This window comes from Butyricimonas hominis, from assembly GCF_014287455.1.
GTDB lineage: Bacteria > Bacteroidota > Bacteroidia > Bacteroidales > Marinifilaceae > Butyricimonas > Butyricimonas muris.
Window position 1 is genome coordinate 222,510 of record NZ_JACOOH010000003.1, and the last position, 26,581, is coordinate 249,090.

The 26,581-nt window shown below is 48.9% G+C and carries 19 protein-coding genes; 8 read left to right on the forward strand and 11 right to left on the reverse strand.

What is annotated here, in order from left to right; genetic code table 11:
* The 11 genes from H8S64_RS07805 to H8S64_RS07855 form a co-directional block, all read right to left on the reverse strand.
* Positions 1-783 (reverse strand): nitrilase-related carbon-nitrogen hydrolase, encoded by a 783-nt coding sequence (locus H8S64_RS07805; RefSeq protein WP_186975636.1) that lies wholly within the window; start codon positions 781-783, stop codon positions 1-3.
* A 9-nt stretch (positions 784-792) separates the two neighbouring features.
* Positions 793-2,556 carry an aconitase family protein gene (locus H8S64_RS07810; RefSeq protein WP_186975637.1) on the reverse strand — a complete coding sequence of 588 codons (1,764 nt, stop codon included), beginning with the start codon at positions 2,554-2,556 and terminating at the stop codon, positions 793-795.
* A 151-nt stretch (positions 2,557-2,707) separates the two neighbouring features.
* Positions 2,708-3,466 carry a copper homeostasis protein CutC gene (locus tag H8S64_RS07815; protein WP_186975638.1) on the reverse strand — a complete coding sequence of 253 codons (759 nt, stop codon included), beginning with the start codon at positions 3,464-3,466 and terminating at the stop codon, positions 2,708-2,710.
* Between the two features lie 410 nt (positions 3,467-3,876).
* Positions 3,877-5,436 (reverse strand): DUF6562 domain-containing protein, encoded by a 1,560-nt coding sequence (locus tag H8S64_RS22760; RefSeq protein WP_366482522.1) that lies wholly within the window; start codon positions 5,434-5,436, stop codon positions 3,877-3,879.
* Between the two features lie 206 nt (positions 5,437-5,642).
* Positions 5,643-6,332 carry a lipoyl(octanoyl) transferase LipB gene (gene lipB / locus H8S64_RS07825; protein ID WP_186975640.1) on the reverse strand — a complete coding sequence of 230 codons (690 nt, stop codon included), beginning with the start codon at positions 6,330-6,332 and terminating at the stop codon, positions 5,643-5,645.
* 107 nt (positions 6,333-6,439) lie between these two features.
* Positions 6,440-7,294 (reverse strand): lipoyl synthase, encoded by an 855-nt coding sequence (lipA, locus tag H8S64_RS07830; RefSeq protein WP_186975641.1) that lies wholly within the window; start codon positions 7,292-7,294, stop codon positions 6,440-6,442.
* A 198-nt stretch (positions 7,295-7,492) separates the two neighbouring features.
* Positions 7,493-8,812 carry a TolC family protein gene (locus tag H8S64_RS07835; protein WP_410025539.1) on the reverse strand — a complete coding sequence of 440 codons (1,320 nt, stop codon included), beginning with the start codon at positions 8,810-8,812 and terminating at the stop codon, positions 7,493-7,495.
* On the reverse strand, positions 8,812-9,915 hold the full coding sequence (locus tag H8S64_RS07840; RefSeq protein ID WP_186975642.1) for an efflux RND transporter periplasmic adaptor subunit: 1,104 nt from the start codon (positions 9,913-9,915) through the stop codon (positions 8,812-8,814). The genes H8S64_RS07835 and H8S64_RS07840 overlap by 1 nt, the downstream gene beginning before the upstream one ends.
* Positions 9,916-10,191: 276 nt before the next feature.
* Positions 10,192-11,451 carry an ABC transporter permease gene (locus H8S64_RS07845; protein WP_099292683.1) on the reverse strand — a complete coding sequence of 420 codons (1,260 nt, stop codon included), beginning with the start codon at positions 11,449-11,451 and terminating at the stop codon, positions 10,192-10,194.
* Positions 11,452-11,453: 2 nt separating this feature from the next.
* A complete protein-coding gene (locus tag H8S64_RS07850) occupies positions 11,454-12,728 on the reverse strand; it encodes an ABC transporter permease (RefSeq protein WP_186975643.1) in 1,275 nt (424 codons plus the stop codon).
* A 10-nt stretch (positions 12,729-12,738) separates the two neighbouring features.
* Entirely contained in the window at positions 12,739-13,455 is a 717-nt protein-coding gene (locus H8S64_RS07855) for an ABC transporter ATP-binding protein (RefSeq protein WP_186975644.1), read from the reverse strand.
* Between the two features lie 792 nt (positions 13,456-14,247).
* Here H8S64_RS07855 and H8S64_RS07860 point away from each other — a divergent pair.
* The 8 genes from H8S64_RS07860 to pheT all read left to right on the forward strand — a co-directional run bounded on the left by H8S64_RS07860 (position 14,248) and on the right by pheT (position 26,508).
* Positions 14,248-15,648, forward strand: a complete 1,401-nt coding sequence (locus H8S64_RS07860) for an alanine/glycine:cation symporter family protein (RefSeq protein ID WP_186975645.1) — start codon at positions 14,248-14,250, stop codon at positions 15,646-15,648.
* 136 nt (positions 15,649-15,784) lie between these two features.
* Positions 15,785-17,044, forward strand: coding sequence for a DEAD/DEAH box helicase (locus H8S64_RS07865; protein ID WP_186975646.1), 1,260 nt, complete (start codon positions 15,785-15,787; stop codon positions 17,042-17,044).
* Between the two features lie 20 nt (positions 17,045-17,064).
* The gene (locus tag H8S64_RS07870) at positions 17,065-18,564 is read left to right on the forward strand and encodes a potassium/proton antiporter (RefSeq protein ID WP_186975647.1); all 1,500 of its coding nucleotides are present in this window, start codon (positions 17,065-17,067) and stop codon (positions 18,562-18,564) included.
* Between the two features lie 239 nt (positions 18,565-18,803).
* Complete coding sequence (locus tag H8S64_RS07875; RefSeq protein WP_186975648.1) at positions 18,804-20,216, forward strand: AfsR/SARP family transcriptional regulator; 1,413 nt, start codon at positions 18,804-18,806, stop codon at positions 20,214-20,216.
* A 195-nt stretch (positions 20,217-20,411) separates the two neighbouring features.
* The gene (nadB, locus tag H8S64_RS07880; protein WP_186975649.1) at positions 20,412-22,010 is read left to right on the forward strand and encodes an L-aspartate oxidase; all 1,599 of its coding nucleotides are present in this window, start codon (positions 20,412-20,414) and stop codon (positions 22,008-22,010) included.
* A gap of 27 nt (positions 22,011-22,037) precedes the next feature.
* A complete protein-coding gene (gene nadC, locus H8S64_RS07885; protein WP_186975650.1) occupies positions 22,038-22,874 on the forward strand; it encodes a carboxylating nicotinate-nucleotide diphosphorylase in 837 nt (278 codons plus the stop codon).
* A 9-nt stretch (positions 22,875-22,883) separates the two neighbouring features.
* Positions 22,884-23,810: a quinolinate synthase NadA gene (gene nadA / locus H8S64_RS07890; protein WP_099292690.1), complete on the forward strand. Its 927-nt coding sequence runs from the start codon at positions 22,884-22,886 to the stop codon at positions 23,808-23,810.
* A 247-nt stretch (positions 23,811-24,057) separates the two neighbouring features.
* The gene (gene pheT / locus H8S64_RS07895; RefSeq protein ID WP_186975651.1) at positions 24,058-26,508 is read left to right on the forward strand and encodes a phenylalanine--tRNA ligase subunit beta; all 2,451 of its coding nucleotides are present in this window, start codon (positions 24,058-24,060) and stop codon (positions 26,506-26,508) included.
* Positions 26,509-26,581 lie beyond the last annotated feature (73 nt).

Consider the following 26,581-nt stretch of genomic DNA (forward strand, 5'->3'; position numbering starts at 1 on the left):
TTAGTTTTTATAAATCCTCACCACCTTTACCTCGTCTTTTCCTTCATCACAACGGTCTATCCACTCCCCGTCCGTGCCGACTATTCCCGAATCCCCGGCATAATACAATCCATTCGAGTCTGTACCCGCGCAATTTACTCCTATCACGTGAGCTTTATTTTCTTTAGCCCTTTCCCGCAACAGTTTCTGCCAGTCTTCCCGACGGGAAGCCGGCCAATTCGCCACGTATACCGCCACGTCGTACCCCGTCGTGTTCCGGCTCCATTCAGCGAATCGTAAGTCATAACAAATATAAGTGGCTATCTTGAATCCCTTGTAATCAAAAATAAGTTGCCCTTCTCCCGGCGAGAAAGCTCCTTTTTTAAAACAGTTGTGCTTGTCGTAATACAAACACTTCCCGTCCGGGAAAGCCGCAATCAACCGATTGTAATACCGATCGCCTTCCGCGAATATCGTCGAACCCATCACCACCGCTTTTTTATTTACCGCCCACTCTTTCAACTTTTCACGTATATCCCCGTACCGGGCGGCAATCTCAGCTTTCTTATCCCCGCCTCCTTTCTTCATCTCGCAACCCGATGCAAACAACTCCGGGAACACAATTACGTCCGCCTCGCCACATCTCTCCACCCTCTCCCCGAACGCTTTCAGGTTTCCGTCCACATCACCCCATTGCAAGTGTGCTTGAATAAGGGCAACCCGTAAGGATTGCCCTCTCTCTGTTCCGGCGTACCCGGATACAACAAAAAACAACACACACATGAAAATCGTCAGTCGCATCATATCTTTAAATCATGAAAAGGCTTTCGCGAGTCCGCCTTTTCCGATAATTTCACTAAATTCCTTGTCCATTCTCGGGAGTGGGTATTCTCTGTCATTCAAATACGCCACCCGATTCTCCCAGTCGAATTTCAATGATTCACCGGAAGTATAGGCATCCGCGATAGCCCAGTCTACCAGAATCAGCAAACCGTGATTAATCGCCATACGATAGAAATCATGGTTTACCGATTTCACGATAACCAATTTCACCCCGACAGCCACCAACCCCGTGGCGGCGTGTTTCACCAACGGTCCGCGACCGAAGTTCTCCCCGGCTATGATAATATCACCCGGTTTCGCGTCCGTGGCAAAATTCTTATCCAACCCGGCGAACAGGTAAGGCTTGATCTCCTCCACCTGTTCCAGTGTCAAACGGTACATCAATTTCTCCGCGAAAATCTGGTTACTCGAGATATTATCCACGTCCGCATAATTCCATACCCCGTTCACCCTACGATAATCATAGCCGCCCAACATCACCGGCTCAACGGGTTTTACCTCGTATTTATAACGCGCTCCCTCGAAATGAATCACCGACGAGAGCTCCCCGCGCAAAGCGGTCATGGCAATCGTGGCGGGAGAAGCAATATATTTCTCAACACCGGAGGCATTCGCACCCCCGATATACATGCTGTTCGCCGTCGATATCAAACGACTGTTCCCTGCCGAGGCAACGTGTCCGACACCGAGGCACGGTCCGCAACTCGAACCCAATACCATCGCGCCCGAGTGTACGATCTTGTCAATAATGCCTTCCTCTACCGCTTTCAAATAAATATCCCTTGAAGCGGGTACCACGAACAACTGGAAGCCGTCAGCGATACGCCTCCCGTCGAGAATCATCGACACCAATCTTAAATCTTCCAAACGTCCCGACGCACAAGCCCCGATCAATCCCTGTTGTATTTTTAAACCTTCAAATTCATCCACGCTTCGAATCTCTCCTTTTCGGGTATTGAATATCAAAGGAAAGACTTTCGCCAAATCAATTTCTATCGAATGGTCGTACACGGCTCCCTCGTCAGCCCAAACACCTCTCACGGCAGGCTCGTTGAAATAATCCGCCAGCGTGTCATCCGGTGGGAACGCGGCACTCACCACGCCCATTTCGGTAGACATATTGGCTATCGTCATACGGTCATCTATCGTCAACGACTCCACGCCCTCGCCGTGATATTCTATCGCCTGCCCGTTCACGTCAAGTTCCCCGAGTACACCTTTAATCCACAGTGCCAAGTCCTTCGCCAGAACACCTTCCGGCAAGCGGTTTTTCAACACGATCTTTACTGTTTCCGGAACCCGGAACCACATTTTTCCCGTCTTCCACAATACCGCAGTTTCAGTTTTGTTGATTCCCAAGGCAAACGCGTTGAAAGCTCCCGCTGTTGCCGTGTGTGAATCACTTCCCACCACCAGCATGCCCGGTCGCACCAGCTCCGCCAATATCTGGTGACTGATCCCGCTATCGCAATCGTAGAAATGTTCAATTCCCTGTTCCTCCACGAAATCCCGTATCGAGTTATACTCGAACGACAACTCGTGCATCAGCCCGGAGGCTTTCCCGTCCAGCACGATTACCACCCGCGACGGGTCGTGTACCTTCGTCCCGTGAATCCGCTCGAAAAGGAATCTGACCCTTGCCGAATTATCATGACTCATCACGTAATCCGGTTCCCGAATCACAACACTTCCTTTTTCCGCGTTTAATATTTTCTCTACAAATGTACGCAACATCGTCTTCGCTTTTAGTTTACCCTTTTATTTTATTTTAGATTTTAGATTTTAAATTTTAGATTGAATGATTCAAGGATTTACGATTACCCGCGCGCGAGCCGCACTCATTTTAAATTCTAACACGGGCTTCCGGCGTCCTGCAATTTAAAATCTAAAATCTAAAATCATCTTTCGCTTCTTTCACCACCGCCTCTATCTTCTCCACGTCGCTGTAATACTGCTCGTATTCCGGCAATCCCGGTACTCCACCCATTGACACGTCCGGGTTACGGTACACCATCCGGCTATCCCTGCCGCTCTTGCCGCTCAAATGCACGGCATCCACCCCCGCGTCCAGTAACGAACGTGTATTCGCGGCGTTCACCCCGCTTCCCGCCATGACCTGTACGCGTCCGGCTGCCCGTTTGGTCAATACTCTTATTTGCTCCAGTCCTTCCGCCACCGTGTTACGCCCTCCCGAGGTCAACACACGATAACATCCTGCCCGAATCACGTCTTCCAAAGCCTCGTTCAAATCCCGCGTCATGTCTATCGCCCGGTGGAAAGTAACTTTCAACGGGGCGGCAAGCTCCACCAGTTCACGGGTACGTTCCACGTCCACCGTTCCGTCAGCCTTCAAAATTCCCAGCACGACACCGTCCGCACCGCTCTCCTTCACGTGCCGTATCTCCTCTTTCATCAACTCAAATTCTTGCCCGGAATAAAGAAAGTCCCCGCCTCTCGGGCGAATCATCACGTAAAGTTCTATGGACAACAGTTTCCGTGCCATACGGATTATCCCAGCCGACGGTGTCGTCCCCCCGTCATACATCGCCGCACATAACTCTACCCGGTTAGCACCTGCCGTTTGGGCATTCATGCACGATTCCAATGAAAACGTGCAAACCTCAACCTCAATATTTCTCTTCATTTCCTTACAATCTTCTTAACGCGAAATCCGTTTCATAACACGAATATAAAGAAATAATCGACAACCTGCAAATAATTCAAGAAATTAATGCTCCTGTCGATTCCGTGATCCTATCAATTCAGTGATTTATTGATTGCCGATTCAGTGATTGAGGAATTTTAGATTTATGATTTCTTGATTTATGATTGGAAAAGTTAGCTGAAGACGGGACTGTATTCCAGCTCTCCCTCTGTTTATAGAGAGAGTACGGCGGAGACGGGAGGGAGTTTGTCGATTCTGTAATTCTATAATTTTAGATTGAATAATTCTAGCTACACAAACGATGCCACATGAATCACGGAATCGGAAATCATTAAATTAAAATTAAAATACTCGTTCTACGTAGCAAGACAAGGGCGTCAGTTAGTTATTCAATCGCTCTTGTAATTCACGTTCACGTTCTTGTTCTCGAAACGGGTAGCTATTTCTTCCCATCGCACCCGTTGGTCGGGGTGCAAGGTCAGGGAAAGCGATTGGTCGTTCCCGTCACTTCCCGTTTGCTTGCCACACACGAGGTCATAATCCGCCGGATCTGCCATGGTGGAAGCATCGAGCGCCGCAATCCCGGCCTCGCTACAATCCAGAATCGTTAACGCCGTGCATCCCGTCAAGTCCAGCGTTGCGATCCGGGTTTTGTTGCAATACAATGTCGTTAACGCCGCACGTCCAGCCACGTCCAGTTTGGCGATCGGGTTGTTGCCACAAGCCAATTTCGTTAACGCAGGACATTCCGTCAAGTCCAGCGCCAGTATCTGGTTAAAGTGACACTCCAGCCTCGTTAACCCCGTGCGTCCCGCCAAGTCCAGCGTCGCGAGCAGGTTACCGTTACAACACAATGTCGTTAACCCGGTAAAGTACTCGATCCCTTTCAACGTCCAAATGTTCTGGTAATCCACGTTAAGCTCGGTGACGACCGCAGCTTTTTCCTTGATGATGTAGCCCTCGTTGTCGGCATAACCTTTCATGATACAGATGCGACGGAAACTGACGTCGGGGATGTAGAGGTCAAATTCCTTAGCGGTGACGGACACGGAAAGATTGACGTCGGGGCGCAATGTGCCGGCCAGGTAAAGGATGTTGCCAATGACTGCGGTGTTCCGGTCCCGTTCGACGGGAATATCGGCGGGGACAGTGAAGGAATCACCGCCCGCAAGGGTCATGACAATCTCGCCGAGTGCGATATGCGCCGGGCGCAGCGGGGCAAAGATATAGTCCTCGAGCAGGAGTCCCGTCTCGGTGGCGGGGGCAGCGACGGTGGGATTCACCGCAACGAGGTCGGCGGCGGGGGTACCAGTGGCAACGTTAAAGCCTCTCGGCACGCTGTACGCAAATGTGGCGGCGACGGACACCATGTCGTTATTCGCAACGTAAAGTCGCCCGAAAGGTCGGGTGAGGGTGACCGTACGGCGGCACGCACCATACTCTTTCTTGATGTCGAGGCTGGCACAGAAGGCGTCACGGGCGGAGTCGTTCACCTTGTAACCGGTGCCCGCTTTCCGGATGGCTACGGCGGTAAGGAGATTCAAGGTATTATAGTACAGGTCGGCGTAGTGGTTGAAAGTGACATCACCGGGGGAAGCGCAGTGTACCTCCACGCTCGTGCCGGTGTTCTCCTTAATGAAATCCGCCCATAGCAACGCCTTGTAGTCACTAGTACCGGGAAGCTGGAAGGCAAACTCAACGTTCTCGCCCGTATCGGCGATTTTCTCCTCGCGGAGGATGAGGTTTGCCGGGGTTTCCGCATCCCATGCTTCCACGATGTAGCGCAATTTGTGTCCCTCGGGTATAGCGATCGTCCCGGCAGGCGACGTGCCGTTATCAATGGAGACGGAGAGGGTGACACTGTAGTCAGGCTGCACTTTGTCTTTCCCGCAGGATGCCGCAAGAAGGACAAGCAGGGTGATAGTGATAGCCGTTACTGTTCTTTTCATGGTTTTCAATTTAATAATAATTATTACATTGTAGCCCGCTGTAACCGGGAATAACTGTCTTTTTCACGCCGAGGAGCCGCACGTTAACTCTCTAAAAACGATCGTTTAATTATACACAAATATATTGATATTTTCAATAAAAACAATAGTATTTTATTTTGTCTATTGAGTTACACGAATAATTACAAGAATCACGGGATCCGCAATCATTGAATCACTGAATCAACAAATTCCATCCCGAATAGTTCCATGAAATACCGTTTCACGGCGTCTTTCACCTCTTGCATCGGCACGTCGTGTCCCAGCTCTTTAGCAATGGACGTCACCCCCTTGTCAACGAAACCGCAAGGATTGATATAATTGAAATAGTTCAAGTCCGTGTTCACGTTTAGCGCGAAACCGTGCATGGTCACGTAACGGGAGCACTTTATCCCGATGGCACATATCTTACGGGCACGGGGCGTACCCGTGTCAATCCACACGCCCGTGGCTCCCGCCAGCCGTTCCCCGCAGATACCGTATTCCCCGATGACACGAATCACGACCTCTTCCAGACGCTCCACGTAGTCTTTCACCCCCACCCCGAAATTAGCCATGTCCACGATCGGGTACACGACCAATTGTCCCGGTCCGTGATACGTGATGTCGCCGCCCCGGTTTACCTTCACGAACTCGGCATGCGCCGCCTGCAACTGTATCGCGCCGATCAGCATATTCGCCTCGTTTCCGCTTTTCCCAAGCGTGTACACGTGGTTATGCTCCACGAAAAGCAAATAGTTTTCCGTTTCCTCCCCTCGCAACTTCGCGGCAATCACCCGCTCGTGCAATTCTTCCTGCTTCTCCCATACCGGCATGTAACTTGCCGTACCCAAGTCAAGAAACTTTGTCTTTTTCATGTTTAGTTTATAAGGTTTATAAAGTTTATAAGGTTCATAAAGTTCATGGTATCTTAATAGACTTTATGAACTTTATGAACTTTATAAACCTTATGAACTTGATGAACTCATTTTACATGCTTCTCCGCGTGATAGCTCGACCGCACCAACGGACCGCTCTCCACGTGGCGGAATCCCTTTTCCAGCCCGATACGCCCGTACTCCTCGAAAGTCTCCGGGGTCACGTACTCTTTCACTTCCAAGTTCGCGGATGTCGGCTGGAGGTATTGCCCGATGGTCATCACCTTGCATCCCGCGGCACGCAAATCGTCCATCGTCTGTAATATCTCCTCCCGCGTCTCTCCCAGTCCCAGCATAATACCCGACTTGGACACGATTCCCGACTCGCTCACCTGCCGGATCACTTCCAGCGAGATATCATATTTCGCGCGGCTCCGCACGCTATCCGACAATCGCCGCACGGTTTCCAGATTATGGGATATTACCTCCGGACGGACGTCTATCACCTGTTGCACCAGTTCCCGCCGTCCTTGAAAGTCGGGTATCAAAACTTCCATCGTCGTGTTCGGGTTCTCCCTCTTCACGGCTTCGATCACCCGCACCCAATGCCCCGCGCCCAAATCTTCGAGATCATCGCGATCCACCGAGGTTATCACGGCATGTTTCAATTCCAGCAACTTCACGGAGTTGGCTATATTCTCCGGTTCCCGCGGGTCAAGCGGAGCCGGACGCCCTGTCGCCACGTTGCAGAATTTGCACGAACGCGTACACACGTCGCCCCCGATCATGAACGTGGCAGTACCCGCTCCCCAGCATTCCCCTTGGTTCGGGCACATCCCGCTCGTACAAATCGTGTGCAAGTTATGTCCCCGCACGATGTTCAAAACTCCCGTGGACAACTGTCCCATCGGTAATTTAATTTTCAACCATTCCGGTTTACGTCTATTATTACAACAAGCCATAACGCTTCATTTTTTACAATCAAACGCGAATATACTTTTTTTTCTCCTCCCAACGCAACCTTTTTATATTTCCTGCATCTATTGAATGTGACTAAGTAATAAAAATGGGTTATAAAAAAGTGGACTCACGAAGTAGTTCCAATTTTAGGGTTAGTAGTAAATAGTGGTAAAGAAGGTGTGTTAAAAACACACCTTCTTTTATTCCAAGACAATCGGTATCCCCTTGTAATAATCCAATATCTTCAACCGGAAGAGATAGTCGTACTTCGCTTGAATACGATCGGAAACGGCTTTTTGCAAAAGGGTTTTGACCTCGTTAAATTCAACCCCGGTAGCCTTGCCTTCCTCGTATTTCCGCTCCGTGAGGCGATAGGATTCCTCGGCAGCTTCCACGGCGGTGGCACTGGAGAGGTAAGTGGATTGGGCGGCAATGGCACTATAATAGGCTTGTTGTATCTCCTTGAACAGAGCTTTCTTGGCGGCATCGAGCATAAACGATTGGTTCTGCATCTGCAAACGGGCACTCTTTACCTTGTCACGCGTTTCCATACGGTTGAAAATAGGAATGGTCAGCGTAAAACCGAACGATTTGTTCATGTTGTTGGTGAACTGGCTGCTGAACGAGGGGCTGTCGAAATTCGCCACGGTGTAGTAGCCCGTGGTAATCCCGGCGGCAAATTCCAACTGCGGGTACAAGGCACTTTGGGCAATACGGATACTCCGTTCGGCTCCCGCCACGCGATGTTGGGCGGCACGCACGATAGGTTTCGACACGACGGCAATATCGTAAATATCCTGTGGCGGGGTGAGCAACTCGAACGTGGGCTCCATGTCGGGAGCGACAATAGCGAACAGCTCCGGCGAAGACAGTTCCAGTATCTGGCTAAGATCGAGCAAGGCGAGTTTACGATTGTTCTCCGCTTGAACGGCAGTCACCCGATCTTGTGCCAAGCGGGATTTCGTTTCATAGAACACAGACGTGGAAGCTTTGCCCACCTCGTGCAAGCGTTTCATCCGGTGGTGCTGCGCCTCGCTCACTTTTAACTGCGCGGCGGCAACCTTACTGATTTCCTCCGCAAAAAGAACTTGCAGGAAAAGGGATGTGACCTGCATACTGACATCTTCACGCGCTTTTTTGAGGTCTTCCATCGCGGCATCGAGGTTGAGTTTCGCCAACGCTATATTGTGAGTGATCTGCATCCCGGAGAAAAGGGACACGCTGGTTGCCGCCTCGAAACTGGTATTACGGGTGTTACGGTCGAAATAGGTGTTATCCAGCGGGGACGCCACGCGCCCATAGCTGAACGACTGTCCCGCCCTCGCCCCCAAGTTCGGCAGGCGGCGGAATTTGGCGGTATGAACTTCTATCTCTTGACGGTCGAGGGCAATCTCCCGTTGTTTGATCTCGATATTGTTGTCAAGGGCGTGTTCGACACATTGGCGGAGTGTCCATTTTTCTTGTGCCCCCGCCCCGAGGCTGACCAGCATCGCCACGATTACAAATTTCGCTTTCATCATCATAGTGTGTTCGTTTTTTCGGTGCCGCGCACTTTATCGTCGGCGGTGATACCCTCTTTTACCTCTATCTTGATGCCGTCGCTGATGCCCAGCGTGACGGGACGACGCTCGAATACCTGCTCGGGACGCGTACCGGTAAGGACATGAACGTAGTTTTTACCGTCCTTGAATTCCACGCAACTTTCCGGCACGGTCAGCACCCGCGGCGACCGCTGCAACACGATCTCGGCGTTGGCACTGTACCCGGAACGTATGTAAACGGAATCGGGTATGGTGATAGCGGCTTTAATCTCGAAGAGGTTAGCCCCGTTTTCCTCCCTTGCGCGCGGGGATATGTACTCCAGACAGGCGTCAAACTGCATATCCTGCAAGGCACCGATCGTGAGCTTGATAGGCATCCCCTCGTGAACGCGTCCGACCTCGGTTTCATCAATCTTTCCCTTGAAGATCAAGTCACTCATGTTCGCCACGATAGCGATAGTGGTTCCGTCGTTGAAAGTGTTGCTCATGATCACGGAATTACCGACTTTCACGGGGACGTCGAGAATCAACCCGTCGATCGTGGAACGAATCATAGTGTTGCTCGCCGAGGCACTCTTGCGGGAGATACCGTCACGCACGATATCAAGGGCATCGGCGGCGGTTTCCTTCTCCTCCTTGGATTGCGACAGGGCAACCTCGCATTTCTCGAACTCCTCTTTACTGATCAGGTCGTCCTTGTACAGCGTCTTCATGCGCTCGAACTCCTGCACCGCCTGCCTGTAATTGATGTCGGAAATACGCAGGCGGCTCTCGGCGGCACTCAACTGTCCCATTTCGGGGATTACTTTCACTTTGGCAATCACTTCCCCGGCACGAATCGGCTGTCCCGCTTCCTTGTAGACCTCGGCGATGATACCCGATATCTGCGGCTTGATCAATACCTCGTTACGAGGCTCCACCTTACCCGTCGCCACCGTGTTTTTCTCCACGTCAGTGACAACGGGAGTGACTATCTCGTACACCTTCTTTTTAGGTTGCGACTTCACGTACAGGAACCCGAACGTCCCGATAAATACAGCTACAATCAAAAGTAGCACAAAGATTTTAAAGAGCTTTTTCATATTTTAGATTTTAAATTTTAGATTTTAGATTTAAACTCCCTCCCGGCTTCGCCGTATTGAGCTATCGCTCGAACTGACTCTCGCTCGGTAACGTGGAAACAAGTTTCCCCGCTACTCTCGCTTACTCGCCAGTTTCCCTCTATAAACAGAGGGGGAGCTTAGTTACTCACCGTCTTCGGTTACTATCACCAGCTCCTCCTCTGTTTATAGAGGAGGTGTCGGCAAAGCCGACGGAGAAGTTCATTTTCAATTTTCAATTCTCCATTTTCAATTGTTTCATTCTTCCCGAATCGCGTCGATCGGTTTTATATTCATGGCACGAAACGCGGGAGCCAGTCCCGCGAGGCTGCCGAGCAATAACAGGATGAAGGTTGCACCGACAACCGTCCAGAACGAGATTTCAAAACCGGCATAATAGCCCTTGGCAGAAGTCACGCCGACGTTCATCAGTTCGAGGACGTAGACGGCAAGGGAAATACCCAGCATACCCGCCAGTCCGGTAAGCACCATGCTCTCGCTGATAACCTGCCCCATGATATCGTAAGGACGGGCGCCGATAGCACGCCGCACACCAATCTCCCCGGTACGCTCGCGCACGGTGATCATCATGATGTTGCTCACCCCGATCACTCCCGCCAACAAGGTTCCCAAGCCGACAATCCATATCAACAGGTCGATACCTATAAACAGGTTCTCGTACAACTTGTATAACTTCTCCGCATTTATAAGGAGTACCGCCTGCGCATCATTCGGGGCAATCATGTGGTTCTGCTTGACGACGCGTTCCGCCGCCGACTCTATCGTCTGAATCTTCACGCCCGGCTTGCCCGTCATGGCAATAAGGTGTACCGAGTTGCCCGTCTGATAGGTATTCTGCATGGTCGTGAACGGCAGGATAACGGTTTCTTCGGCATTCCCACCGATATTGATGTCACTGTCGATCGTTTCGACCACGCCAATCACTTGGTAATACACGCCGTCCACGCGGATATACTTGCCCGTGGGATCTTCTCCCTTGGCAAACAGCGTTTCGTAAATACGAATACCGATCACGCAAACTTTACGCTGCTCGTTGACATCGATGTCATTGAGAAAACGCCCGTACACGAGAGATTGATGCTCAATATTCTCGTAATCCTTCATCACGCCCTTGACACCCCCGGTAAAAAACTTGTCTTCATACAATATATTATTATCCCCCCGACGACTGAAGAGCATCGGGACGATGTAAGCAATCTCCGGAATGTTGGAGCGCAGGATATCGACGTCTTTCACGTTGAGGCTCCAGTAACGTCCCTTGCGGAATCCCTTGTACGCCTCGCTTGTCGGGTGGGAACTGACAAAACAGGAGTTGGTGGCAAAACTGCTGAACGAACGCCCGATAAGTACCCGCATCCCGTTTCCCCCGCCAATCAGAACGATCAACATGAATATCCCCCAGAATACCCCGAACGCCGTCAGTATGCTCCGTGTCTTGTTGCGGGTGATCGTCATCATGATCTCTTCCCAACGGTCTAAGTCTATTATATTTCTCATAGTTAATCGGCTCTAAGTGCTTCAATCGGTTTAATTTGTACCGCCTTGCGTGCCGGGAAGAATCCCGCCAGCGTACCCGCGATGACGAGCAGCACGATAAACGAAAGGGCGGTGCCCAATCCCACGGTGGGGTCTTTAAATATGGTGAATTGCAGGAAATCGGTAGACTCCGCCACGGCTTGGGCGTCAAACAGGCGGGCTCCCCATTCCGTGAGAGCGATACCGCCGACCATACCGATATACCCGAAGAAGGTCGTGATAATGATCGACTCAAGGATTATCAGCCACAGGATTGACGCCGGGGACGCACCCAAAGCCTTGCGGATACCAAATTCTTTCGTGCGTTCCTTGACGGTGATCAACATGATATTGCTCACCCCGACCACACCGGAAAGCAACGTGAATATCCCGATCACCCAGATTGCGATCTGTATGATCTGTTGCGCGTCAAGGAATTGCAGGAAAAACGTGAAACGGTTCCACAACCAGACAGCACTACGGTCGGTCGGGTCGAAACGGTGGTGCGCGGCAAGTACTTCCTTGTAGCTCTGCTCGAAAGCATCGCCTTTCTCCCGTGTATCCAATCCCTTGGTGGTAAATAGAATCTGGTCGATTTTGTCACCCTTGATATAAACGTTTTGCGCCGTGGTAAAAGGGACAAAAGCGTCTTGGTCATTGCGTTCCTTATTCTGCACGTAGACTCCCACGACCTTGTAAGCGATGCCGTTCACGTTCACGTATTCCCCGACGGCGTTCCGTCCCTTGAACAGGGTTTCCGCCGTCCGCGGATGAATCACGATCACCTTGCGCCGTTCGTCGAGGTCTAATTTATTAATAAACCTGCCGTTATTCTCCGCTACCCGGTACGGCTCGATTTCCACGTACGAGGGCTCCACGCCGACAAGACTGCACACGACGTACTCGTCGCCCTTGGAGATCGTACGATTGTTCATCTTGAGGATAGCCCCCGCCACACCCACGTGCGCGGGGAACTTGGTTTCCGTGTTCAGCATATCGGTGTTATCAAGTTGTATCACCCTTCCTTTCTGCATCCCCTCGAAAGTCTTGCTCGTGCGGGAACCGTATACCTTGATGGAATTTGTCGCCCGATCGGCGAAGTTACTCTGAAAGCCATTCATCAGCCCGTTGCCGGAGCCGAGTAACACGATCAGCATAAATATTCCCCACGCGACGGAAAAGCCCGTGAGGAAGGTACGCAGCTTGTTCCTGCGGACGGTACTGATAATCTCGTACCAAATGTCAAATCTTATTTTCATGTCGTTCGGTTTATTTCATGAGATCCTCTTTGCCGAACACCAACACGTCGTGGTTACGGTTGTCTTCCACCGCCTCGATCACGCCGTCTTTAAGGCGGATAATCTTGTTTGTCCGGTTGGCAACACCACTCTCGTGCGTCACGACAATGACCGTCATACCCGTGTCGTTGACCTCTTTCAATATGTCCATCACCTCGACCGACGTCTTGCTGTCCAATGCCCCCGTGGGTTCGTCGGCAAGAATGATGCGAGGCTGCGAGATCAACGCCCGCGCGATCGCCACACGCTGTTTTTGCCCCCCGGAAAGCTCGTTAGGCATGTGGTGCCCCCACTCCTTCAAGCCAAGACGGTCAAGATATTCCAACGCCAACGCGTTACGCTTGCGACGGCTCACGTTCTGGTAGAACAATGGAAGCGCCACGTTCTCCATGGCATTCTTGAAAGAGATCAAGTTAAAAGACTGGAAAATAAAACCGATCATCCGGTTACGGTATTCCGCCGCTCTCGTTTCACTCAAGTCACGGATCAATACCTCGTTCAGATAATACGCTCCCGTGTCGTAATTGTCGAGAATCCCCAGAATGTTGAGTAACGTAGATTTGCCGGAGCCGGACGAGCCCATGATTGATACAAATTCCCCCCGCTCGATGTCGAGGTCTATGCCTTTCAGCACGTGCAACGGCGCACCGTTGTAATACGTTTTGTTTATGCCTTCTAAGTGAATCATCCCGTTAGTTGTTTAGTTTAGTGAATTGCTTTTTCTCATATATATACATTTTTTCTGAATAAATATTCGCACAACAATTAGCATTCCTTATCAATACACATGCCATTTTATCAAACAATTACATCTACAATTCATGGATGTATTAAATTTAACAACAATTCAATGGATTGTTAAAATTGCATATTTATAACTTTTTAAAAACTTTATAACACATACTTCCAAGAACCGTCACACTCGTCAACGAATGGAATACGCATTCATGATGAAGAACGAAAAGGCAGGAAAATCGGGGTACAAGAAATTGAAAATTGAAAGTTGAAAATTGAAAATGATTACCGAAGTAAGACTGTAATTCAACTCTCCCTCTGTTTATAGAAGGAAACTGGCGAGTAAGAGAGAACAGACAGAGAGCTTGCTCGTTGTCTGTCGAACGAGAGCCAGTTCGAGACCGCTTCGGGCTCAATACCCCGAAGGGGGGAGGGAGTTTGTCGATTTAGTGATTCAGTGATTGCCGATTCCGTGATTAATGAAGTGTTGCTTGTGCGGCTGGAATCATTCAATCTAAAATCACGAAATCACTGAATCCATAAACTCCTCCGTCTGCTTCGCAGCCACCTCCTCTATAAACAGAGGAGGAGCTGGAATACAGTCCCTAACGCAAATAATTAATTGGGTACTCGCCGAAAGCGAACAAATCATTTTCAATTTTCAACTTTCAATTTTCAATTGTCCGGCAACCCAATCCCTAATTTTAACGTATAAAAAGCGTATTTTATAAAAACTAAGGTACTCATGGAAACATTGAATAATTGGATTATATCGGTAAATGACTTTATCTACACGTACATATTAATTGCCGCACTGATCATCATCGGGCTATATTTCACGTTCAAGAGTAAATTCGTGCAATTTCGGAATATCCGCGAGATGTTCCGGTTGCTCGGTGACGGCATCGCAGGCGGTAGCCACAAGAACTCGGTTTCTTCCTTTCAGGCTTTCTGTATTGCAACCGCTTCGCGGGTAGGAACGGGAAACCTCGCCGGGGTGGCAACAGCTCTTGCGCTCGGGGGACCCGGAGCTATTTTCTGGATGTGGCTGATCGCTTTGGTGGGTTCTGCCTCCGCCTTTATCGAATCGACACTGGCACAGATATACAAGACGAAAGGCGAGCGGACGTATATCGGCGGTCCCGCTTTCTACATGGAACGGGGACTGAAAAAACGGTGGATGGGTATTCTCTTTGCCGTCATCATCACGATCACGTTCGGGTTGGTATTCAATTCCGTGCAAGCGAACACGGTGACTTTCGCCTTTAACGAAGTATTCGGGGTAAACCGCATGTGGTTCGGGATAATACTGACCACACTCACCTTCCTCGTGATATTCGGGGGAATACACCGTATCGCCGTTATCTCCGGGATACTCGTTCCACTTATGGCTATCGCGTATATCCTACTCGCCGTGTACATCCTGTTCACGCACCTCGGCACATTGCCGCACGTGGTCGGCATGATATTCTCCAACGCTCTCGGTTTCGAGCAATTCGCCGGTGGCGGACTTGGGGTTATCGTCATGCAAGGCATACGGCGGGGATTATTTTCCAACGAGGCAGGAATGGGTTCCGCGCCGAATGCCGCCGCTACCGCCGATGTGAGCCACCCGGCGAAGCAAGGATTGATACAGGCATTGAGCGTGTTTACCGACACGTTGATTATATGCAGTTGTACCGCTTTCATCATCCTGCTCTCGGACGTGCCGCTGGATGGCTCGATAAAAGGCATTCAACTCACGCAAATGGCACTGACACACCAAATCGGAAGCGCGGGCGGACAATTTATCGCTATCGCCATACTGCTTTTCGCGTTCAGTTCCATTGTCGGCAATTATTCGTATTGCGAAACGAATCTGCTCTTTATCTCGAAGAACAAGAAATACCTGCAAGTATACCGTATCGCCGTGGGCGGCATGGTGATGTTCGGTTCAATCGCCGCGCTCGATCTCGTGTGGAATTTGGCGGACTTCGCTATGGCAATCATGACGATCATCAATCTCGCAGCTATCGTGCTACTGGGTAAAGTCGCGCTGAAAGCCTTGCAGGATTATCAGCGGCAACGCCGTATCAGCAAAAAAAACATTGTCTTTAAAGCATCTTCTATTCCCGAATTGAAAGATTCGACAAGTGAATGGGAATAGAAACAATTTTTTTCTTAACTTTGCATCAACAAGATGGAAACGTTAAACGTGACAAGCGACATGGAAATATCCGGATTGCCGCGGCCTCTCGAGGGACACGAGAGCGCACTTTAAAACATAGAAAGAGTTAAAAAAGATGAGATTTGACGAGCTGGAACTAGAGGATGAAGTATTGCAAGGATTGGATGCAATGAATTTTCAGGAAACAACACCTATACAAGAATTAACTATACCCGTTATACTGGAGGGAAAAGACTTGATTGCCTGCGCGCAAACAGGCACCGGCAAAACAGCCGCCTATACCCTCCCCATTCTGAACAGACTGGTGAAAGACGAGAAGAAAAACGACGCGGTACAAGCCGTAATCATGGCTCCCACGCGGGAACTGGCACAACAGATAGACGTGCAATTCGAGGGATTCTCTTATTTTCTTCCCGTATCCACCGTAGTGGTGTACGGCGGCGGTGACGGGGCATTGTGGGATCAACAGAAAAAAGCGTTGCGCATGGGTGCGGACGTGGCTATCGCGACACCGGGGCGTCTGATAGCCCACCTGCAACACAGCGATGTCGATCTCTCACAGGTAAAATATTTTATACTGGACGAGGCTGATCGGATGCTCGACATGGGATTCTTCGACGACATCATGCAGATCGTGAACAAGTTGCCCAAGGATCGACAAACCATTCTCTTCTCGGCGACGATGCCACCGAAAATCAGACAACTGGCACAAAACGTCCTCCGGGACCCCGTGGAAATCAACGTTGCCGTATCCAAACCCAACGAGGCGATCATGCAAGCCGCCTACATTTGCCGCGAGTACCAGAAGATGGGGATCATCGAAGAATTGTTCAACAAACCGGTGTTACACAAAACACTTATCTTCGCCTCTTCCAAACAAAAAGTAAAAGACCTCGCTTTCACCCTGAAACGTAAAAAATTCAACGTGGCCGCCATGCACTCCGATCTTGAACAACCGGAGCGGGAAGCCGTCATGATGAATTTCAAAAACAATAAAACAGACATCCTCGTTGCCACGGATATCGTGTCACGTGGCATAGATATTGATGATATCGGATTGGTTATCAACTTTGACGTACCGCATGACCCGGAAGATTATATCCACAGAATCGGGCGTACGGCGAGAGCTGATGCCGAGGGCGTGGCTTTAACTTTCGTTTCCGAAGCGGAACAGGGCAAGTTCTATCGTATAGAACAATTTATAGGGGAAGAGGTCTATAAAATTCCCATTCCCGCCAACCTCGGAGAAGCACCCGCGTATAACCCTAAAGCATTCAATCACGGATCGTCAAAAGGGCGGGGAGGCAAACCCGGTAACCGTTCTTTCGTTAAAAAGAAGAACTACGCCAAACGAGGCGGAAGCCCACAAAATTAAACTGATAAAAAGAAACGCTTATGACTTTAGACGCTGGAAACATCTTACTTATTGGATCTATTTTATTATTCGTTAGTATTGTTGTCGGAAAAGCCGGTTTCCGATTCGGCGTCCCGGCGTTGTTGCTCTTTCTTGGAGTCGGTATGCTCTTCGGGACAGACGGATTGGGAATCGAATTCAACAATCCCCAGACAGCACAATTCATCGGTGTTATCGCGTTAAGTATTATCCTGTTCTCCGGTGGTATGGATACCAGTGCCTCGGAAATAAAACCCGTTCTGGGGCAAGGAATAATACTTGCTACCGTCGGGGTGATGTTGACCGCCCTGCTCACGGGATATTTTATATATTATATCACTAACCTGTGGGACAGTTTTATCAACCTCACTTTCATTGAATCGCTTTTACTCGCTTCGGTGATGTCGTCCACGGATTCGGCTTCCGTGTTCTCGATACTCCGGTCGAAACGTCAGGGACTAAAAGAAAACCTGCGTCCCATGCTGGAGTTGGAGAGTGGTAGTAATGATCCGATGGCGTACATGTTGACGATTCTATTGATTCAAATGATCCAATCCGGGGAAAGTAGCCTCGTGAATACAGCGTTACAATTCGTGATGCAAATGAGCATCGGTGCCGTGGCAGGATTCCTGTTGGGAAGATTGGCAGTTTACAGCATCAACAAACTGAATATCAATCAATCACTCTATCCTGTTCTCTTGTTGGCTTTTGTATTCTTTATCTTCTCCTTCACCGACTTGTTGAGAGGAAACGGTTATCTCGCCGTTTATATCGCCGGACTCGTGGTGGGCAACAAGAAGATGATACATAAAAAGAGTCTTACGACATTCTTCGACGGTATCACGTGGCTGTTCCAAATCGTGATGTTCCTCACACTGGGATTACTCGTGAACCCGGCAGAACTGTTGCCTATCGCTTCGCTGGGTATTTTAGTCGGGATATTCATGATTATACTGGCCCGCCCGCTTAGCGTTTTCCTTTGCCTTCTCCCCTTCCGGAAGATGACCACCAAAGCACGGGTGTATGTTTCATGGGTAGGATTGCGCGGAGCAGTCCCTATCATTTTTGCCACATACCCCCTCATCGCGAACGTACAGCACGCTTCACTGATATTCAACGTCGTGTTCTTTATCACGATCCTGTCGTTAGTAGTGCAAGGGACAACCGTCAGTTTCATGGCTAAACTACTCGGACTGTCTACCCCGGAAACCCGCAAGAATGTATTTAACGTGGAATTACCCGAAGAGATCAAAACCGCCATGTCCGAAATCGAGGTGATCCCCTCCATGCTCACGAAGGGCGATCGGCTGATGGACTTGATATTACCGGACAACACGCTGGTAGCCCTTATCAAAAAGAATGACGCCTATTGCGTACCCAAGGGTAAAACCAAACTCAACACGGGCGACAAACTCCTCGTGATCACTGACGACGATGAAGCCCTCAAAAAGACTTACGAGAGTCTTGGCATCACGGACTATTCGATTCAGAAAAACGCATAAGGGTTTATAAAGTTTATAAGGTTTATAAAGTTCATAAAGTAACGGGTACCCTGTGGGCATTTTGACGAGGACACCCGTGACCTTGCAAAACATACCCTCAGCCACTTTCTTTCAGGGAGTAAAATTATTATTTTATAATTCATCAGCAAATGCTATATTTGCAGTGGATGAAAAACACCGGAAAACATACAACCTTTCACTTTAGCTCGCGACACCTTATAATCGTGAGTTTCATGTTCATGATGTCAGTTTTTCCGACCGGGAAGATATTCGCGCAATCGGATTACAATAACACAGAAAAAAATGACACGGTACCTTCTGACAAAAACCGGTACATCTACTTGAAGAAACGATTACAGATTGATTTCGATATTACTCTACAAGCACACCAACAAACTTATTTCGGCCCGTTGCTACAAATCAACTCGAACGAAAACGAGTATTATAACCTTTTTCTGGATTACCGGAAAGGGGAATTACAACAATTAATCGTGTATTCCAGAGAGAACCTGAGAAAGTTGCCTATCCCCTCTTCCTCTCCGAACCCGGAATTTAAGGTAAAGCTGACCTTGTTCCAACAGAAAAAAGAATTTACGATTCAAATCGGCGATACATTATACACGATCAACAACCTCGGGTTCGATCCCAAGGCGGGGTATAAATTTGCTTTTATCGCCGACAAAGAGAAAGTACTCGACCGGGACGGAAAACCGGCATTACAGATCAGCAATATTCATTTTATCGAAACCACGGACAAACAATTCTCCGCTACTTTCTGGTATTGGTTTATCTTTATACTTATCGTGGACTTACTCGTGTTCGGCGGTGTACAATTGCGTAAAAGGCTTTTGCGCCGGAAACAATCCGCTTCAGCATCCCGGCTGGAAAATGAAGTTACAATCGCCAACAACGAATCTCCGGTACACATACCCCAAACGGTAAACGCCGTTTACCTGTTCGGCGGCTTTCATATCTACGATGCCGAAGGAAACAATATCACGAAGAAATTCACCCCCTTGTTGAAAGAACTTTTCTTGTTGTTATTGATACATACACCGGAAAAAGGCATCACCTCCGAGCGATTGAAAGAATTACTATGGTTCGACAAGACCGAACAGAGTGCCAAAAACAACCGGGCGGTGAACATTGGCAAATTACGAAGCCTACTGGATACCCTCGGGGAAAACGAGGTCAGCAATAAAACCGGAAGTTGGATTCTCAACCTTACCCCGGAACAGATATACACGGACTATTACGATTATCTCTCCTTGTCGGCAAAAGGTAAATTAACCGCCCGGGAAGATATTCTGAAACTGCTGCAACTATCCAAGCAAGGCGCCTTCTTGTTCGACACGGATTACGAGTGGCTAGACCGCTACAAATCGACCGTATCGGATTACATTATCGATACCCTCGTGAGTTACACGGAAACTTCCGTGAATATTCAGACAGAACCCGATCTGGCATTACAGATAGCCGATTCGATCTCCCTTTGCGATCAACTTAACGAATACGCGCTCCAATTACGGGTAAACGCTTACGCTGCCCTAGGCAAACACTCCCTTGCCAAGAAAAGTTACGAGAAGTTCACGAAAGAATACCTCAATGCCTACGGCGAGAAGTTTTCCAAGTCGTTTACCGACATTCGCTAATCAACGCCTCATCCATAAAGTTCACCGTACCCCGCGAGTCTTTTGTCCACGGCAACTCATGTTACCGCTCCCCCCTTTTCAAAGGACATCCCTCACTTTATGAACTTTATAAACTTTATGAACCTTATGACCTTACTTTTTATTGGTTTAGATAAAAAATATTACTACTTTCGCATCAATTTACATGACAAAAAAATGCGTAGTTACGATTATATTATTGTCGGAAGTGGTTTAGCAGGTCTTTATACGGCCTATCGTGCGTCAGCTTACGGGAAAGTAGCATTGTTAACCAAATCCAATATCAGGGAAAGTAATTCTTATTTTGCCCAAGGTGGAATTGCTGCCGTTACCGGAGAAGATGATGCCCCGTTGTTTCACTTCCAAGATACGATCACGGCAGGAAGAGGTTTGTGCGACTATCCTGCCGTTCATGTTTTAGTAAACGAAGGACCCGTTCGCATACAAGAATTGATTAACGACGGTATGCACTTCGACACGGAGAACGGGGAACTTGCACTCGGTCTGGAAGGCGGACACCACCAAAAAAGGATACTACACGCCGGCGGGGACGCGACCGGGAGGATGATTACCAATTTCGTGATTGATAAAGTGGAACATTGTCCCTCGGTGGAAGTATTCGACAATCATGCTGTTATCGCCCTGTTACAAGACGAACACGGGTGCTACGGCGTCAGATGCTGGGATTTTAACGAAAACCGGGAAGAGGTATTCACGGGACACAACGTGTTACTCACCTCCGGCGGGACCTCCGCGATATACAAACGCACGACCAATCCCCACACCACGATCGGTGACGGACTGGCTCTCACGTTCGAGGCAGGATGCGAAATCGCGGATATGGAATTTATCCAATTCCACCCCTCCGCTATCTACACGCCCTCGGGAGAGGCTTATCTGGTCAGCGAGGCTGTCCGGGGAGAAGGTGCCCACCTGTTGAATCAACAGGGCGAACGCTTTATGGTAGGGAAACACGAGCTTGCCGAACTTGCCCCGCGGGATATCGTGGCGCAATCCATATTCCTGCAAATGAAACAGAACGATCAGGACTACGTTTACCTGTCATTGAAACATCTCGATCCGGAAAAGATAAAGAAACGCTTCCCGAATATATTTGAAAAGTGCGCGGAACTAGGCATCGACATGACTGACCGCATACCAGTCGCACCTGCCGCCCACTATACCGTGGGAGGTGTCAGAACCGACTTGAACGGGCGGACAAATATCCCCCACCTTTACGTGTGCGGGGAACTCGCTTCATCCGGCATCATGGGAGCCAACCGACTAGCATCCAATTCACTCATAGAATGTCTGGTATACGGTAAACGTGCCGTGGAAGATTCCGTGCGGAACAAACGGGAAGCCCCGGTTCCGGAGATCACTCCCCGATTCCATTTGGATGCGCGAAAACTCGACGCTTACCTGCAACTTAAAACCGAAGTCGCCGACATCATGACACGGGAAGCCGGAATCATCCGAAACAAAAGCGGATTACAGGAAGGCTTGAACCGTCTGGAAGCATTAAAAGCAAAAGAAAATTTTGAAGCAAACGAATACTATTCACTGGTTAGTAAAAACCTGCTCACCGTGGCGGAATTAATTATCCGTTCCGCCCTCTTCCGCGAAGAAAGCCGAGGCGGACATTTCCGCTCCGACTACCCGAACCCGGAAGATGCTTTTGTATGTCACATCATTCAACAAAAGGAAAAGGAAATCAGGACATTACCAGTACAATTGAAAATGACCGGTTCCGTGCGGTTGGAATCTAAAATTTAAAATCTAAAATCTAAAATTCAACAGGTTATGTACGACTCGCTAATAGAAAGACTAATCGACCTCGCCATTGAAGAGGATATCGCCACGGGGGACATCACGACCAATGCAATCATTCCCGTGCAGGCAAAAGCAGTTGCCGAGATGAAGGCAAAAGCCGACGGAGTTATCTCCGGGTTGGAAATCGCTAAACGAGTATTCGAGAAATTTGAAAAAGATATCGTATGGGAACCGTTAGTAAACGACGGAACCGCCGTGAAAAAAGGAGATATCATTCTACGAATCGAAGCAAGCTATCGTACTCTTTTGTTAGGCGAGCGATTATCGTTGAACATCTTGCAACGGATGTCCGGTATTGCCACGGAAACAGCCCGTTACATGAAAGAACTGGCAGGAACGCGTACCCGCTTGTTAGATACCCGTAAAACCGCACCGGGATTGAGAGTGCTGGATAAAATGGCTGTACACCACGGCGGAGGCTCCAACCACCGGATGGGATTATACGATATGATTATGTTGAAAGACAACCATATCAAGATTGCCGGAGGTATCCCCAACGCCGTGAAAGAAGCGCGTGCCCATCTCCCTCTCAGCATCAAACTGGAAGTGGAAACCACTACTTTGGAAGAAGTACAACAGGCACTTGACGCAGGAGCCGATATCATCATGCTCGACAACATGAGCAACGAAGCGATGACCGAAGCGGTAAAACTCATCGCGGGCAGAGCCAAAACCGAAGCATCGGGAAACATGAGCATCCCCCGTCTGAAAGAAGTTGCCGCCACCGGGGTAGATTACATCAGCGTGGGAGCGTTGACACACTCGGTCACGGCAATGGACATTAGCATGAACATCAAAATGAACTAATACACGGTTATGACACACAAGGAAATTGTCGATAGGATACAACAGTTGAAGAAAGAAAAAAACGCTATTATTCTGGCGCACTATTATACCCGCCCGGAAGTTCAAGACGTTGCCGATTATTTGGGTGATTCACTGGGCCTCTCCCGCATGGCAGGAGAAACGGATGCCGATATTATCGTTTTCTGCGGGGTTCATTTTATGGCTGAAACCGCTTCCATCATCTCCCCGAACAAAAAAGTACTGATTCCGGCAGAAGGAGCCGGTTGCTCTCTGGCAGAAGGCGTCAGCGGGTACGACTTGCGGGAATGGAAAAAGGCAAACCCGGACGGTCTTATCGTCAGCTACGTGAACACGACCGCCGAGGTGAAAGCGTACACGGATTACTGCTGTACTTCATCCAACGCCTTGAAAGTCGTACAAAGCCTGCCGAAAGACAAAAAGATTCTGTTTGTTCCCGATAAAAACCTCGGTGCTTACATCCAAAAGGTAACGGGACGGGAAATGGAAATCTGGAATGGCGATTGCTGCGTGCATGACCGTATCGATGCCCAAATGATATTGGATAAACTGGAACAATACCCGGATGCCGACGCGTTGATACACCCGGAGTCCAGTTGTTCACACGACGATCGCGTATTGAATCATCCCAGAGCTTTCATGTATTCCACGGCAGGAATCATCAAACACGCCAAGGAATCACCGAAGCAGCAATTTATCATCGCAACCGAATTGGAAACCATTCATAAGTTACAGGCGGATAACCCCACGAAAGAATTTATCCCCATTCATCCAACCGCAATCTGCGGACAAATGAAAAAAGTAACCCTTGAAAAAGTCCTCGACGCCCTTGAAAAAGAACAACACGAGGTACGCCTCCCCGAAGATTTAAGGCAGAGAGCGTGGTTACCGATCCAGAGAATGCTAGATATCAATTGAAAATGAAAAATGGAGAATTGAAAATGAACTCCTCCGTCAGCAAAGCAGACACCTCCTCTATAAACAGAGGAGGAGCTGGTGGCACTAGTCAAAGACAGTGATTAGAAATTAAGAGTGTAGAATTTGAAATAAAAGAAGTGTTGGCAAGTGGGGAGAAATCTAAAATCTACAATCATTAAATCTAAAATGGATAGAGGGAGTTCAATCTAAAATCATAAATCATAAATCATAAATCTAAAATTAATATATGAACGTATCACTGAACTGGTTGAAAGACTATTTGAAGATAGACCAAAGCACTGAAGAGATTTGCAAAATACTGACAAGTATCGGACTTGAAGTAGGCGGCTACGAGGAGTTTGAGGCCGTGAAAGGAGGATTAAAAGGGCTGGTTATCGGTAAAGTACTGACTTGTGAAGAACACCCTGATTCTGACCACTTGCACGTGACCACGGTTGACCTCGGAACGGGAGAACCGGAGCAAATCGTGTGCGGTGCACCCAACGTCGCTGCCGGACAAAAAGTAGTAGTAGCTACTGTCGGTACAACCCTCTACAAAGGTGACGAAGAGTTCGTGATAAAGAAATCAAAAATCAGAGGAGTTGCCTCTAACGGAATGATCTGCGCGGAGGATGAAATAGGTATCGGCGAATCGCATGACGGAATCATGGTATTGCCGGAAGACACCCCTGTCGGGATACCCGCGGCAGATTATTTCAACGTTTACCGGGATACCGTTATCGAGGTGGATATCACCCCGAACCGTATCGACGGAGCCTCACACCTCGGTGTAGCCCGGGATTTGGCAGCCTACCTGCAACAGACACAAGACATACGGTACGCGCTTCCTTCCGTGGAAGGCTTCAAGCCGGACAGCACGGGAGCCAAGATATCGGTACGTCTGGAAAGACCGGAAGCCTGCCGTCGGTATGCCGGAATCTGCATTGAAGGCGTTCAAGTAAAACCCTCTCCCGAATGGTTACAGAACCGGATGAAAGCGATCGGGTTGCATCCCATCAGCAACATCGTGGACGTGACAAACTATATCCTGTTCGGTCTGGGACAACCCCTGCACGCTTTCGACAAAGATAAAGTAAAAGGAGATGAAGTGATTGTCAAAAGTGTTGCCAAAGGCACGAAGTTCACCACACTGGACGGCGTGGAAAGAGAATTGCACGAGGACGATCTGATGATCTGCAACAGCGAGGCTCCCATGTGTATTGCCGGAGTATTCGGGGGACAGGAAAGCGGCATCTCGGAAACCACGACGAACGTATTCCTTGAAAGTGCTTGTTTCGATCCGGTATTCGTTCGCAAAACGGCTCGTCGCCACGGCTTGAACACGGATGCATCTTTCCGTTACGAACGGGGAACAGACCCGAATATCGTGATTTATGCCTTGAAACTGGCAGCCATGATGATCAAAGAAGTAGCGGGCGGAAAAATCACATCCGACGTGATAGACATCTACCCGACACCCGTGGAAGATTTCGAGGTGACCGTGAAATTCGACCATATCGACCGTCTGATCGGTAAAAAAATAGATCACTCCGCCATCAAAAACATCCTTCGTTCTCTCGAGATGAAGATCGTGAAAGAAGACGAAGAGGGTATGTTATTACATGTCCCCCCCTACCGCGTGGACGTGAAACGGGAAGCCGACGTGATCGAGGACATTCTTCGCATCTACGGCTTCAATAACGTGGAAGTACCCAATAGCGTGAAGTCCACGTTAAGTTACAGCGAAAAACCGGATGATTACCAATTGAAAAATATCATTTCCGACCTGTTAGCCGCCAACGGATTCAACGAAGTAATGAACAACTCGTTGACCAAAGCCAGCTATTACGAGGACCTCACCTCCTTCGACCCGACACGGACGGTCATGCTGTTCAACCCGCTCAGCGCCGATTTAGGAGCCATGCGCCAATCCCTGTTATTCTCCGGGTTGGAAAACGTAGCGTACAACATCAACCGGAAGAACCACAATTTGAAATTGTTCGAGTTCGGGAAAGCGTATACCTTCCACAAGAAAGAAGGTACCGACGATCCTCAAAAGCAATACAAAGAAGAAAATATGCTTTCTCTTTTCATCACGGGTAATAAAAATATCACGACATGGAACGCCAAAGAAGCCAAAACAGACTTCTTCTACCTGAAAGCCTATTGCGAAATGATATTGAACCGGCTCGGGTTGCAACCCGATAACTTGAAAATAGAGGCAAGCGACCGGGATATCTTCCGCGAAGGATTGACTTACAAGGCAGGTGACAAACATATTGTTTCCATGGGTATCGTGAGCAAAACACCCTTGAAGAAAACGGATGTAAGCCAAGAAGTCTATTACGCTGAATTCTCGTGGGAAAATATATTGAAAGCGATCAAAAACCAAACGGTCACTTTCGTGCCGCTACCGAAATTCCCTTCCGTGAAACGTGACCTTGCCCTTTTACTGGACAAGAAAGTGACATTCAAAGAAATCAAGGATACCGCTTTCCGCACGGAAAAATCTTTCTTGAAATCCGTCACCTTATTCGACGTTTACGAGGGCGAAAAACTAGGTGCCGACAAGAAATCATATGCCGTAAGTTTCACCCTGCTTGACGAGGAAAAGACGCTCACCGACAAACAGATCGACAAGATCATGAACAAGTTGATGGGAACTTACAAACACCTCTTCAACGCTGAAATCAGATAGTCACAAGTTAGCAGGTTACAAGTACAGGCAAAGCCTCTAACTTGTAACCTGCAACTCCCTATCATTTTCAATT